Genomic DNA, 13,623 nt, shown 5'->3' with positions numbered 1-13,623 from the left:
AGGAAAGAACATGAGTCAAGGTAAGGTCGTCCAAATCATTGGCGCCGTTGTGGATATCGAATTTCCACAAGACATGGTTCCTAAAGTATATGACGCACTTCGCGTTACCGAAGGTAATTTGCAGGGCTTGACCCTGGAAGTTCAGCAACAGCTTGGTGGCGGAGTGGTCCGTACCATCGCCATGGGTACCACTGACGGATTACGTCGTGGTATAGGCGCAGAAAATACTGGCGAACCTATTACTGTTCCAGTGGGTAAAGCCACATTGGGCCGTATTATGGATGTGTTGGGTAATCCCATTGATGAAGCGGGTCCTATTGGTGAAGAAGAGCGTATGTCTATTCACCGTGAAGCGCCGAGTTATGAAGACCAGTCAACTTCGGTTGAACTACTGGAAACTGGCATCAAAGTAATCGATCTGGTTTGTCCATTTGCCAAAGGCGGTAAAGTGGGTCTGTTCGGTGGTGCCGGTGTAGGTAAAACCGTAAACATGATGGAATTAATTCGTAACATCGCTATCGAGCACAGTGGTTACTCTGTATTCGCTGGTGTAGGTGAGCGTACTCGTGAGGGTAACGATTTCTATCATGAGATGAACGATTCAAACGTACTGGATAAAGTATCGTTAGTATATGGTCAGATGAACGAGCCACCGGGTAACCGCTTGCGCGTTGCCTTGACCGGTTTGACCATGGCCGAAAAATTCCGTGACGAAGGTCGTGACGTTCTGTTCTTCGTAGATAACATTTACCGTTATACCTTAGCGGGTACCGAAGTATCGGCACTATTAGGTCGTATGCCGTCAGCGGTAGGCTATCAGCCAACATTGGCTGAAGAAATGGGTGTGTTGCAGGAGCGTATCGCTTCAACCAAGACGGGTTCAATCACGTCAATTCAAGCGGTATATGTACCAGCGGATGATTTGACCGATCCATCACCTGCTACTACCTTTGCCCACTTGGATGCAACGGTAGTATTGTCACGTGATATTGCTTCTTTGGGTATTTATCCTGCGGTTGACCCACTGGATTCTACTTCACGTCAGCTGGATCCTCTGGTGATTGGTCAGGAACATTATGATTGTGCCCGTGGTGTACAAACTGTACTGCAGCGCTATAAAGAACTGAAAGACATCATCGCGATTCTGGGTATGGACGAATTGTCTGATGAAGATAAGCAGGTCGTATCCCGCGCACGTAAGATCCAACGTTTCTTGTCTCAACCTTTCTTCGTTGCTGAAGTATTTACCGGTTCTCCAGGTAAATATGTATCGTTAAAGGATACGATTAACGGCTTTAAAGGTATTTTAAGCGGCGAGTACGACGATCTTCCCGAGCAAGCCTTTTACATGGTGGGTTCAATTGAAGAAGCCATTGAAAAAGCCAAAGGCATGTAAACTGACCTTTAGGAGGGTTTGATGGCAGCTATGACAGTACATCTGGATGTAGTCAGTGCCGAGGATAAAGTGTTCTCTGGTCGCGTAGAAACAATACAGATAACCGGGAGCGAAGGTGAACTGGGTATTTACCCTGGGCATGCTCCTCTGCTGACTACTCTTAAACCGGGTATGGTGCGTTTGGTTAAACAGCATGGCCATGAAGAGCTGATTTATATCGCTGGTGGTGTGTTGGAAGTTCAACCGGGTAATGTCACCGTATTGGCGGATGTGGCAGTTCGTGCCGAAGATTTGGATGAACAGGCTGCATTAGAAGCTAAACAACGTGCAGAAGAGCATATTGCCAATCCGGGCACTGATTTTGATTATGCAGAAGCCGCCGCTGAATTGTCGGCAGCAATTGCGCAGTTAAGATTAATTAAAAATTTGCGAAAATAATGGCAAAAGTAGATTAAAAACCCGCCCAGGCGGGTTTTTTATTGTCATGAAAAAGTGAAATTGATCCGATATTTTATAGTTAGCAATATTAATTTTTTAAAAATCCATTTAAAAATTAATGAAATAGATAAAAAACATAACTATTTTTATCTATGACGTCGTGTATATAAAACTTTCCGTGACATATTTTACAAGTGAAATGCCAATGCTAAATGCCCTGACCGTTAAAACCAGACTGGCCATTATGGCTATCCTGCCGGCTGCTATTTTTATCTTGATGTCAGCCATCGTAATATCCATGCTGACCTCTCAGAATCATGGTATCCAGAGCCTCTATTCGGATAGGGTGGTGCCGCTCAAGCAAATTAAATATGTATCCGACAATTACGCGGTAAGCATCGTTGACTTGTTGCATAAGTATCGGGCCGGAATGCTAAGTCAGACAGAGGTTCTTAACCGTATTAGTCAGGCGCAAAAAAATGCGGATAAAGAATGGGCAGCTTACTTGTCTACCAAGCTTACTGCTCACGAAGTTCAGCTGGTTAACAAGGTAAAACAGTACTTGGGGCCGGTGGAGCGGTTAATTAAAAAATATCAACAAATGATTAGTCAGGGCACGTTGATTGACTATTCTGCTAGTGAATTTAATCAGGAAATGTATGCGGCTTTTGATTTACTCAGTGAAAGTTACAACAGCCTGATCGAATTACAGCAAAGTGAAGCGCAACTGTTTCGCGATGAATCGCGAGATAACTTTGATACTACCCAAACTTTGCTTATCGCCGCGACAATCATGGTACTGATATTGATGTTGGCTGTTGCCTATTTTATTTACCAGTCTGTTCATCGACCTCTGATTAACTTGCAGCAGACTATTGTCGAGATCGAACAGAGTACCAATTTAACGTTACGCGTAGATGTGGTTGGAAAAGATGAATTTGCTAATACAGCGACAGCTTTTAATTTGATGCTTGAGCGTATCCACAAATTAGTTACTGAAGTATCTCAAGCCACAGTGACCTTAGCCTCGGCTGCTGAGGAGATGCACGCCATCAGTACTCAGGTGGCCAGCACGGCTACCGAGCAGGAACATCAGAACACTATGATAGCGACGGCAATAACCGAAATGAGTGCCGCTATCCAGGAGGTGGCAAACAATGCGTTGCAAACCTCTCAACGGGCTTCTGAAGCAGATAAACAAGCCGAACTGGGCCAAACAAAAGTGAAACAGAATATTCAGTCTATTAGTGACTTATCTGTGGTAGTGAATGAAAGTACCGATGTGATCCAGCAGCTGCATAATCAGGCCAACGAAATCAATCAGGTCGTTCAGCTTATTCAAAGTGTGGCTGAACAGACTAATTTGTTGGCGCTGAATGCGGCCATTGAGGCGGCTAGAGCCGGTGATTCAGGGCGTGGATTCGCGGTAGTCGCTGATGAGGTAAGACAGCTTGCCCACAATACCCAAAAAGCCACAGAATCCATTAGTGATATGATTGGTAAACTGCAGGTGTCGGCTAAACAATCAGTAGATTCGATGAGCCGAGCCCAGGAACGGGCCAATGAAAGCGTGGGCCATGCAGAAGATTCTTCCAATGTGCTGGCTGATATTATTCAGGCCATGTCTGAAATTGCAGATATGAATGCTCAGGTTTCAACTGCTACTGAAGAGCAAACCATGGTAGCCAATGAAATCAGCGAAAACGTCAATGAGTTCAGCATTAGCATTGGCAGCGTAACCGAAAGCTCGCAACAAAATGCGCAAGCCAGTAGTGATCTGGCTAATTTGGCCGAGAAATTGCAGCAGCAGGTAAATATATTCAAGACCTGAGAACCGAACAACGACTTGATGTAAGATATCGGTTGCCATTCGCCACATGATTTTCAGGAAAAGTAGCTATGTCTGAACCCAAACGCCTCAATAAATATATTAGTGAAACGGGCTTTTGTTCGCGCCGTGAAGCAGACAAATATATTGAACAGGGCCGGGTCAGAATTAATGGCGTTATTCCCGAACTGGGCACCAAGGTCAGTGACGTTGATAATGTCGAGATTGACGGAAAACCGCTTAAAACCAAGCCTAAAGAAGTGTTTATTGCTTATAACAAGCCCGTTGGCATTACCTGCACAACGGAACGCAAAGTTAAAGGCAACATTATAGATGCGATTAATTATCCACAACGTATATTCCCCATCGGCAGATTAGACAAACCCTCGGAAGGGTTAATTTTTTTAACCAACGACGGGGATATCGTTAATAAAATCCTGCGTGCCGGCAATAATCATGAGAAAGAATATCAGGTTCAGGTGGATAAGCCGCTGAATGAGCAATTTGTAAAAAAAATGGCCGGAGGTTTACCCATACTGGGCACGGTGACAAAAAAGTGCAAAGTAACACAAATAGCCAAGGACAGGTTCACCATAGTGTTAACACAGGGCCTCAATCGCCAAATTCGCAGAATGTGCGAGTTTCTGGGTTACGAGGTGATTAAACTAAAACGGGTCAGGATTATGAATATTAATTTAAAAGGACTTAATCCGGGTAAGTGGCGTCATCTTACAGCACAGGAAATGGCAAAAATAAACGGCTCTGTGGCGGTATCCGGTAAAACCGAAGAACATTCGGTGATTGACCCTCATACTGTATAGTCAAAATCCCCTATCCTGCCGGGTTTTTAATAACTGCAATAACGAATCAGTATTTTTGTGTTCGATTAAATTTAATGCATAGGCACAAGCTTCCAAACTGGAAAGACTGTGCTGAAAATTTGTTTTGCGTTGGTAAATACTGGCTGAGGGTTTAGTGAAGTGCCAGCTCGGAAGATTATGTAACCAGGGATTCAGTTGCCAGAGTTTATAGGTTTTTTTCCAGGTGCCATCGAGCAATATTAAATGATTAATTACCGGCGTTTCAGTGTTTAGGCTCTCCAGTTCAACACTTTTTTCATTGGGATAAAGCACAGCACTACGGATTTTCTGTGTTTCACAGCGTTGCCTGATGTGGGCGAAATCCGTTTCGGTTTCCCCGACAAACACTTCACAATGCCGCAAAACCAACGCCATTAGTCTAACGGTGTTCTTGGACTCTTTTAATTCCGACGGATGTTGTAACACCACAATATTGGTTTTGTTATCAACAGGTTCTAGCGCATCACACAGACAAACTGATTGAGGAAAAAGGCATTTCGGACAATACTGGCGTTTTGACATAGCAATTATATTTTTAGAGTGAACCAACAGTATAAAAGAATTTGGCAGACCATTGAATTAGTTCCACCCGGAACGGTGGCCAGTTACGGACAAATTGCCGATTTGGCCGGTTTACCGGGACGTGCCCGTTTAGTGGGGAAATCCTTGGGCTATGTACCGCAAAATCGCGCCGTTCCCTGGTATCGGATATTACGTTCCAATGGCCAGATAGCCTTCCCCGCCGGTTCACCCCAAGCCGATAAACAAAAAGGCTTATTACAGGAAGAAGGCGTGGTCGTGCTGAATAACCGGGTCAAACTAAAAGAATTTCAATGGCAACCCAGTCTGGACGAAATATTGTTTAAACTGCAATTCTAGATCCGGATTACAGGGATGTTAGTAACCATTAGTCGCTTGTCGATACAGGAGTACAAATGAAATACATTAAGCCTATTTATGCCTCACTAATATTGTTGCTGTTTGCTCCGCTGGTGGCGGCATCGGAATCGGAAGTACTCACTGAATTGATTGTCGACTTTTTGCAGGGTGCCACGGTGAATGATGCATCAGTGCATGATAATTTCTGGGCTGAAGAGCTGGTTTATACCAGCTCCAATGGCACCCGCTTCGGTAAAAAACAATTGATGGAAGGGGTTCGCCAAGCCGGACCACAGCCTGCAACGGCGGACACAACAATTTATAGTGCCGAAAATATACAGGTCTGGCAGCATCAGGACACGGCCGTGGTAACTTTTACTCTGGTTGGCAAATCAGGTCAGGGCGATACAAGCGAAACAAAAAAGTACCTGAATAGCGGTACTTTTGTAAAACGGGATAATCGCTGGCAAGCGGTTAACTGGCAGGCAACCATCAAGGCTGCCGATTAGAGCCTGTTGCACGGTGACGATAACAGGCAAATATCAATAACATTATTGCCGCACATAAACCCAGGCTGCCGCCATGCTCTGTGGTTACCGTGACCTGACCTCCCGATCTATGTTCATGGTTGTTACTTTCCAGTGGCAGCAGATATAAGTCAGCGTCATCATATCCATCCAGGGTAGCAACCAGCTCATCAGTGTCGGTATCATAAAGCTCAATCAATAACTCATAATCGTTGGGTGGAAAGCCTTCCAGTAAATCGGTTTCAACCACATAGCTGTCCTGACTGTTTTCACCATCAATATGAAAATAATCAGTGGTATGGTATTCGTAAAAATCGCCCCCGCTGCTGAGATATAAACGAGCATAAACACTGGCGTGGGCATAGACGGTATCGGCGTCAAATTCCAATATAATATTATGGTAGTAACCATCGTAGTCTGTGTCTTTTTCCAGCGTTACCCAAGCATCGTAGATCCAGAAATCAGGATCATCAATTACCGGTCTGGCCGCCAAGGTTTGCGCTGGCGCTTGCTGTTTTGACAACATTGGTGTGCTATCCGCAGATGAGGCTAGTTGTGTTGACGACTTGGTTGTTACAGCGCGGCTCTGAGAAAACTGTTTCTCGATCGAGCGGGTTTTCCATTCAGGTTTTTGCTCGGCGCTAGATAAAAACGAACAGCTGAGGAGCAACGTGGCAAGTACAATTTTTTTCATCAGTTTCATCCTGTTCTTTAAGATGATCTGAGTGTGGTCGACAAAGCGTGAACAAAAACTGAACTTAGTCTAAAACTCCGTTCAGGTTAATTGCCGATGTTTATACAGATTGATTGTTACTGAACAGCGAAAATTATCCGTTGTTGTGCTTGTGTTTTTGACTTCTATCACCATGCTATACAAATCAGATACAACTGGGATAAACCCGATGGTCAGCAACGATTTCTGGCAACAGCTTAAAACCGAAGCTCGTACGGTATGTGACAGAGAACCCCTTCTTGCCAGTTTTGTGCATGCCTGCATTTTGAGTCACCATAATTTTGAAGCGGCGTTAAGTTTTATTTTATCCAACAAAATTGCCGATGAGGTGATGCAAACTCTGGCCATCAAAGAGATATTCGATGAAGCCTATTTATTGCATCCGCAAATGGTGGAGGCCGCGATTGAAGATATCAAGGCGGTGTTTAACCGAGATCCGGCGGTACACTCTTATCTGACAGTTTTAATTCATTTTAAAGGTTTCCAGGCGATCCAGGTGCATCGTCTGGCGCATTTGTTATGGACAAAACAGCGAACCGATCTGGGGCTATTTATTCAAAGTCGCAATTCTGAAGTGTTTGCGGTGGATATCCACCCTGCGGCGCAAATTGGTCGTGGTGTGATGTTTGATCACGCTACCGGGATTGTTATTGGTGAAACGGCGGTGGTCGAAAACAATGTGTCAATTATGCAGTCCGTTACCTTGGGCGGTACCGGCAATGAAAGTGGTGATCGGCATCCCAAAATACGTCAGGGCGTGATGATTGGTTCCGGAGCGAAAATATTGGGTAACATCGAAATTGGTGAAGGTGCCAAGGTTGGTGCAGGCAGCGTGGTACTGAAAAACGTTGCAGCACATGTCACAGTGGCCGGTGTGCCCGCTAAAGTGGTAGGTAGACCTTGCTGTGAATGCCCCAGTGAAACCATGCGTCAAAATGTACTGGAAGACTGACTAAATCTGGATCTAGCCGAACTAGGGTAATAAAAACTCCAGATCAGCGAGTTGATGAATTTGAATATCCGGTAACAGGCTGACAGCTTCCTGTTTAATCAACATTTCGCGATCTTCAGCATACCAGGCGGTTTTGAATCCGGCTTTTATTCCGCCCATTACATCATTGGTAAAGCTGTCGCCAACGTGCAGAATTTCGGACGCGTTCAAATTCAATGCCTGACGGGTTAAATCAAACATGGCGCGATGCGGCTTAAGGGTTTGTTTGATACCACCATGAAAACGGTGGCTAAAATAATCAGCTATGCCGATTTTGTCCAGATTAACGTTGCCGTTAGTGATCGCCACCAGAGGATAAGCCTTGGCCAGATTAGCCAGGATCCGGGTTACTTCTATTGGTACGGTAAAATCACTGCGTAACCGATAAAATTCATTAAACCCGTCTTCAACCGCATTTTCTAGTTGCTGTCCCTGTAAACCTGACTGCTGAAAACCATAACGCAAGGTACCCCGGCGCATCAGGGTAAAATCCAGCAGTAGCTGCGGATCTTGTTCAATCGCTTTACGTTTGGCCTGTTGCCAAAATTGACTGTCACTGTTGCGGCATTGTGGATACAGGTTCTGAAAATAGTCCACCAGCTGCTGTTCGGTGCGCTCAATAATGGGCTGGTTAAAATACAAGGTGTCATCTAAATCAAAGGATAAGGCTTTTACTGGCTGCCAGCGGCGATAAAAAATCATATTCAGGTTTTGGTCTTTTTTGCTCGAGGGTGGGATTGATCATACACATTTGCCAGATGTTGAAAATCCAGATGGGTATAAATCTGGGTAGTACTCAGGTTGGCGTGGCCCAAAAGCTCCTGCACAGCACGCAAATCACCGGAAGATTCCAGTACATGGGTCGCAAAAGAATGCCTGAGTTTATGGGGATGAACCGATTGATCCAGCTGTTGCCTGCTGGCCCATACCTTCATTCTTTTGGCTATTTGACGGGATGAAATACGCCGGTGCTGTTTACTGATAAATACCGCCTGCTCATCGGGTTTGGCCAGTTGTTCGCGTAACAATAACCATTCGGCTAACCATTTTTGCGCTTCTTTACCTATGGGTAACAGTCGTTCCTTACGGCCCTTACCTATGACCCGCAACTGCGTACCATTTTGTTCAATATCAGGTAAATTCAGATCAGTCAGTTCTGCCAGGCGCAATCCACAGCCATAAGTCAGCTCCAACATAGCGCGGTCACGCACGGCTAACAGCGATTCAGGCTTGATCGACAATAACTGGTTGGCCTCATCTACATTGAGTTGTTTAGGTAACGGTCGCCCTTGCTTGGGTGCCTGAACATTGTTGGCCGGATTCATCTCCAGCACCTGCTGACTGACCAGATATTGACAGAAACTACGTAACGCCGATAAACGCAAAGCAATACTGCGCGGACTCAAATTGGTTTTGCGTGCCTGAAAAAGGACTTTTTTTACTTGTTCTACTGTCAGTTCTGACCAGTCTTGCAGCGTCAGTGTTTCCATCACGCACAGCAACTGGCGATGATAATTTTGCTGAGTCAGTGTAGCAAGATTGCGTTCGTATTTAATATGGGCGAGAAATTTATCCAGCCAGACAGTCAATCCTGGCTTGTTCATACTAAAACTCGGCCAGTTGCGGCACGATTAGGGTTAAAAACTGCTGTAACTGGGTGATAAGTAATGTATCCATGCCGGGATGGAAATGGTGCGGCTGATGACTGCCTATGGCAAGTAGCCCCATTTCGCCCTGTTCGCCCAATAACATCATCGCCACCGAGCCGATATTCTTCTTGTTAAACATCATCGCCATTTCGGCGTTGCTAAGACGTCCAAGATAATAAATACGGTCATTAAAGCGTTTTTTTAGCAAGTGATGTTTGCTGGTTTCGGGCAAATCGTTATCGGAACCAAATAATTTCAGGGAAATTTCATCCAGTTCCAGTTGATGTAACAATACATCCGATAAACTCTGTTCAACGTCCACTAATGTGCGGCATTTGAACAGACGCAAATTCAGATCAGCATAAATGCGATATATACGTTCATTTTGTTTGGCAACGCTGAGTAGTTCGGATAACTGTTTTTGCAATATTTTGACTTTCTCACGCAGCTGTTCGGCCTGGCGTTCCACCAGTGATACCGAGCCGGGTAACAGGTGCGGGACTTTTATCTGATTCAGGATGTGAGGATGAGATACCAGAAAGTCCGGATTGGACAGCAGATATTCTGTGACTTGTTCCGTTGTTAATACCGCGTCTGATGCCGGTTCGGCTAGCATCATGCTCGGTTCTTCCATTCTGGATGTCTCATTCATATACTTATCGTACCATCAAAAACATGTTCTACAGGTCCAGTCATTTTAACCACCTGATCCCGTCCTTGCCAACGAACTTTTAGACTACCACCAGGTAAATCGACTTGTACATCATTACCGAGTTTGGTTTGACTTTGTCCAATCACTACTGCCGCACAAGCTCCGCTGCCACACGCAAGTGTTTCGCCAGCACCGCGTTCAAAAACCCGCAACTTGATGTGAGAAGGTGATATCACCTGCATAAATCCCACATTTACCCCTTCAGGGAAACGTTCATGGCGTTCAAGCAGCGGGCCGAGGATTTCTACCGGCGCACTGTCAACATCTTCCACTTCCAGTACACAATGAGGATTGCCCATGGAGACTGCACCACAAAAAACAGTGTGCTCATCAGCACGGATGATATAGGTGCCCTCTTCTTTGCTGGCTTTCAGCGGGATTAGAGCCGGCTCAAATACGGGTTTACCCATATTGACGGTGACCTGACCATCTTTTTCCAAATATAACACCATCTTACCGGCTTTGGTGCTGACCACTATTTTATTACGGTTGATCAGACCCTTCATTTTGACAAAGTGAGCAAAACAGCGCGCGCCATTGCCACATTGAGACACTTCTGAGCCGTCCGCATTGAAAATGCGATAATGGAAGTCCTGCTCCGGATCATAAGGCGGTTCAACCATCAGTAGTTGGTCAAAACCAATACCAAAATTACGATCCGCCAGACGCTGGATTTTATCCTTGGAGAAAAATACATTCTGGGTAACGTTGTCGACCACCATAAAGTCGTTACCCAGCCCATGCATCTTGGAAAATTGAATTTGCATCAGAACTACTAGTTAAGTGTTTCCTGTAGTCTACGGAATTTTGCACTCACCTTTCCAGAGATCTTTTAGTTTTTCTCGTTCACGCACCAAATAAATTTGTTCACCATCGACCATAATCTCGGCGGCACGACAACGGCTATTATAGTTGGACGACATGGTAAACCCGTAAGCACCGGCGCTGCGCACTGCCAGATAATCGTCCTGGGCAATTGCTAATTCACGATCTTTACCTAAAAAATCACCTGTTTCACAAACCGGCCCGACAACATCGTACAAGGCACTTTGACGCGACAAGCCGGTGTTGGTCGGTACAATGGCTTGCCAGGCAGAATACAGTGCGGGACGGATTAAGTCGTTCATCGCCGCATCGACGATGGCAAAATTCTTTTCCTCACCCTGTTTGAGAAACTCTACTTTCGTTAACAAAATTCCTGCGTTGGCCATAATCGCGCGACCCGGTTCAAATATAAGAGTCAGATCTTCCCGGCCTTGCATATGCTTAGCCATTGCCGCGACATATTCATCCGGATTGGGCGGTGTTTCATCTTTATAGGTCACACCCAAACCGCCACCTACATCCAGATGGGCAATGTTGATCCCCAGCTCGGCCAGTTCGTCAATTAGTGCCAATAATCTGTCCAGTGCATCGACAAAAGGTTCAATACTGGTCAACTGTGAGCCTATATGGCAGTCCATTCCGGTTATTTTCAAATGGCTTAATTGCGCCGCTTGCTGATAAGTACTAATGGCTTGTTCGCGCGCGATACCAAATTTATTCGCTTTTAAACCGGTTGAAATATAGGGATGAGTTTTAGCATCCACATCGGGATTAATGCGCAGTGATATCGGCGCGATGATATCCAGCTGGGCTGCCACCTTATTGATCCGTTCCAGCTCAGGAATGGATTCCACATTAAAACATTTGATTCCCTGCTCCAGAGCGTAGCCTATTTCCTGTTCGGTTTTGGCAACCCCGGAAAAGACCACTTTGGCCGGATCTCCTCCTGCTTCTAATACCCGGGCCAACTCGCCGACAGACACAATATCAAAACCGGAACCCAGCTTGGCCAACACAGATAACACACCCAGATTGGAATTTGCTTTGACTGCGTAACAGATTAAGTGCGGATGTTGACCAACAGCGTGATCAAAAGCCAGCCAATGACGCTCAATAGTCGCCCGGGAGTAAACATAACATGGTGTACCGAATTGTTTCGCTAATGTCTCAGCTGAAACACTTTCGACCATTAATTGTTGATTTTTATAGTTAAAATAATCCATGTTTAGTTATTTACCTCTTCAGCATTATCTGGCTGTGTTTCTGTTTGAGCAGAGGGTTGATTACTTTTTGCCGGCTCTGGCATAAAAAGCGGACCTTTTTGCCCGCAGGCGGTCAACAGGAATAATCCTATCAGTACCCACATCATTCGTTTTTTCACTGGCGTTTTCATCGGCGTTCTGACTTGAAAGATATGCCCGATATGATGACATCAGGCCAGATAAAATCAATCCAAAGCACGAATATTTAACCTTTATTTTGAATAATTATTTCTTTTCTATGAGTAATATTTGAATATATATTTCTTTTTTGATTTGCTTGACTGAAATATACATTACTATTGAGTAGCAGGGTTATTGCGTTTATGAGTCCCATGTTTGGTTGTTTTTGATGATGATGTACAATTACGCATAATATTTAGTATTGACGTGTATGAAACAGATACACGCTTTGATATTTAGCCATTATAATGGCGCCCGCTTACTTAATTTGGATTTTTAGCTATGATTAGCATTCCGTTACAAGCACCTTCTATTCCATTCCACAAGGCAAAACCAGCAAATAATCTTGCAGCTGGACAGTTGTACCTGATCGGCTTTGGATTTGACGGGACGGCCTGTTTTCGTAAAGGTACTCGCATGGGGCCTGATGCTTTGCGCGACGTATCTGATGATATCGAAAGTTATTCTCCTTACCTGGATCAAGATATCGCCCAACGGGATTTCTTTGATTTGGGTAACTTGAGTCTGGGTGAAAGCAGTGATGCCGAACAGCAGTGGCAAAATGCCACTACTGACTTTGAAAGTCTGTTTGCGCCTGCCAATATTGCCGACCAGCAAATTAAAGTACTGACACTTGGCGGTGAGCATTCTATTTCCTATGCACCGATAAAAACCTATTTACATCAATACCCGGATTTAGTCCTGATCCATCTGGATGCACATGCGGATTTGCGCGATGGCTATTTGGGTTATCACTATTCCCATGCGTCGATTATTCGTCGGGCATTGGACCATTTCGGGCCCGATCACCAACTTATCCAGTACGGGATCCGCTCAGGAACCAAGGAAGAATATGAATGGATGCGTTCAAATCGCACTATTCGTACTTGTCGTAACTCGTTTATTGACGAAATTGATGCGATCCCGGCCGACAGGCCAATTTATCTGACACTGGATCTTGATTATTTTGACCCGGGTATTTTTCCTGGTACCGGCACCCCCGAACCGGGCGGAGAGGATTTTCATTCCTTTATCAAACTGGTCAAAATCTTGGCTCAGAAAAACTTCGTCGGTGCCGATGTGGTTGAACTATCGCCGGAGATTGATTCCTCCGGTAACAGTTCCGTTTTTGCAGCAAAAGTGGTGCGGGAATTAATCCTGTGTCTCACTAGGGCCTGTTGATCTTTCATCTTTACCACTGTTGAGAAATGAAAATTTCTCAATCGAGGCGTAAACAGCGTAGTTTAGTCACCTAAATCAGTCTGTTTACAACAAAGAATGAGGGATTGTCAGGCTCAACCCGAAGGGCTGGGGCTATTTTCCCTTCTCACTGCGTTATCAAA

The 13,623-nt window shown here is 45.0% G+C and carries 15 protein-coding genes and 1 pseudogene; 8 read left to right on the top strand and 8 right to left on the bottom strand.

What is annotated here, in order from left to right; genetic code table 11:
- Positions 1-10: 10 nt before the first annotated feature.
- From atpD to rluF, 4 genes and pseudogenes are all read left to right on the top strand, one after another.
- On the top strand, positions 11-1,396 hold the full coding sequence (gene atpD / locus V1467_RS19995) for a F0F1 ATP synthase subunit beta (RefSeq protein ID WP_416306744.1): 1,386 nt from the start codon (positions 11-13) through the stop codon (positions 1,394-1,396).
- A 21-nt stretch (positions 1,397-1,417) separates the two neighbouring features.
- A complete protein-coding gene (locus tag V1467_RS19990) occupies positions 1,418-1,834 on the top strand; it encodes a F0F1 ATP synthase subunit epsilon (protein WP_416306743.1) in 417 nt (138 codons plus the stop codon).
- A gap of 205 nt (positions 1,835-2,039) precedes the next feature.
- Entirely contained in the window at positions 2,040-3,665 is a 1,626-nt protein-coding gene (locus V1467_RS19985) for a methyl-accepting chemotaxis protein (RefSeq protein ID WP_416306742.1), read from the top strand.
- A 68-nt stretch (positions 3,666-3,733) separates the two neighbouring features.
- Positions 3,734-4,462: pseudogene (gene rluF / locus V1467_RS19980) on the top strand (23S rRNA pseudouridine(2604) synthase RluF); the annotation flags it as partial.
- A gap of 21 nt (positions 4,463-4,483) precedes the next feature.
- On the opposite strand, the gene V1467_RS19975 reads toward rluF, so the two are convergent.
- The gene (locus tag V1467_RS19975; protein ID WP_416306741.1) at positions 4,484-5,044 is read right to left on the bottom strand and encodes a tRNA-uridine aminocarboxypropyltransferase; all 561 of its coding nucleotides are present in this window, start codon (positions 5,042-5,044) and stop codon (positions 4,484-4,486) included.
- Between the two features lie 18 nt (positions 5,045-5,062).
- Between V1467_RS19975 and V1467_RS19970 the strand changes: the two genes are divergently transcribed.
- Positions 5,063-5,401: an MGMT family protein gene (locus V1467_RS19970; RefSeq protein WP_416306740.1), complete on the top strand. Its 339-nt coding sequence runs from the start codon at positions 5,063-5,065 to the stop codon at positions 5,399-5,401.
- A 56-nt stretch (positions 5,402-5,457) separates the two neighbouring features.
- Positions 5,458-5,910, top strand: coding sequence for a nuclear transport factor 2 family protein (locus tag V1467_RS19965; RefSeq protein WP_416306739.1), 453 nt, complete (start codon positions 5,458-5,460; stop codon positions 5,908-5,910).
- On the opposite strand, the gene V1467_RS19960 is transcribed toward V1467_RS19965, so the two are convergent.
- Positions 5,894-6,622: a choice-of-anchor H family protein gene (locus V1467_RS19960; RefSeq protein WP_416306738.1), complete on the bottom strand. Its 729-nt coding sequence runs from the start codon at positions 6,620-6,622 to the stop codon at positions 5,894-5,896. The genes V1467_RS19965 and V1467_RS19960 overlap by 17 nt on opposite strands.
- 208 nt (positions 6,623-6,830) lie before the next feature.
- Here V1467_RS19960 and cysE point away from each other — a divergent pair, with 208 nt between their 5' ends.
- Positions 6,831-7,613, top strand: a complete 783-nt coding sequence (gene cysE / locus V1467_RS19955) for a serine O-acetyltransferase (protein ID WP_416306737.1) — start codon at positions 6,831-6,833, stop codon at positions 7,611-7,613.
- 21 nt (positions 7,614-7,634) lie between these two features.
- On the opposite strand, the gene V1467_RS19950 is transcribed toward cysE, so the two are convergent.
- Genes V1467_RS19950 through lptM form a run of 6 tightly spaced genes read right to left on the bottom strand, consistent with a single transcriptional unit; the run spans position 7,635 to position 12,219 of the window.
- Positions 7,635-8,354: an HAD-IA family hydrolase gene (locus V1467_RS19950; RefSeq protein WP_416306736.1), complete on the bottom strand. Its 720-nt coding sequence runs from the start codon at positions 8,352-8,354 to the stop codon at positions 7,635-7,637.
- A gap of 2 nt (positions 8,355-8,356) precedes the next feature.
- Complete coding sequence (gene xerC / locus V1467_RS19945; protein WP_416306735.1) at positions 8,357-9,256, bottom strand: tyrosine recombinase XerC; 900 nt, start codon at positions 9,254-9,256, stop codon at positions 8,357-8,359.
- A 1-nt stretch (position 9,257) separates the two neighbouring features.
- A complete protein-coding gene (locus V1467_RS19940) occupies positions 9,258-9,953 on the bottom strand; it encodes a DUF484 family protein (protein ID WP_416306734.1) in 696 nt (231 codons plus the stop codon).
- The gene (gene dapF / locus V1467_RS19935; protein ID WP_416306733.1) at positions 9,950-10,780 is read right to left on the bottom strand and encodes a diaminopimelate epimerase; all 831 of its coding nucleotides are present in this window, start codon (positions 10,778-10,780) and stop codon (positions 9,950-9,952) included. The genes V1467_RS19940 and dapF overlap by 4 nt, the downstream gene beginning before the upstream one ends.
- 30 nt (positions 10,781-10,810) lie before the next feature.
- On the bottom strand, positions 10,811-12,061 hold the full coding sequence (gene lysA, locus V1467_RS19930) for a diaminopimelate decarboxylase (protein ID WP_416306732.1): 1,251 nt from the start codon (positions 12,059-12,061) through the stop codon (positions 10,811-10,813).
- Between the two features lie 2 nt (positions 12,062-12,063).
- Entirely contained in the window at positions 12,064-12,219 is a 156-nt protein-coding gene (gene lptM / locus V1467_RS19925; protein WP_416306731.1) for an LPS translocon maturation chaperone LptM, read from the bottom strand.
- Positions 12,220-12,562: 343 nt separating this feature from the next.
- On the opposite strand from lptM, the gene speB reads away from it, so the two are divergent.
- Positions 12,563-13,462, top strand: a complete 900-nt coding sequence (gene speB, locus V1467_RS19920) for an agmatinase (RefSeq protein ID WP_416306730.1) — start codon at positions 12,563-12,565, stop codon at positions 13,460-13,462.
- Positions 13,463-13,623 lie beyond the last annotated feature (161 nt).

The organism is Neptunicella plasticusilytica (assembly GCF_047922965.1).
GTDB lineage: Bacteria > Pseudomonadota > Gammaproteobacteria > Enterobacterales > Alteromonadaceae > Neptunicella > Neptunicella plasticusilytica.
Note: the sequence above shows the minus strand (reverse complement) of the source record. Positions and strands in the feature narration are given on the sequence as shown.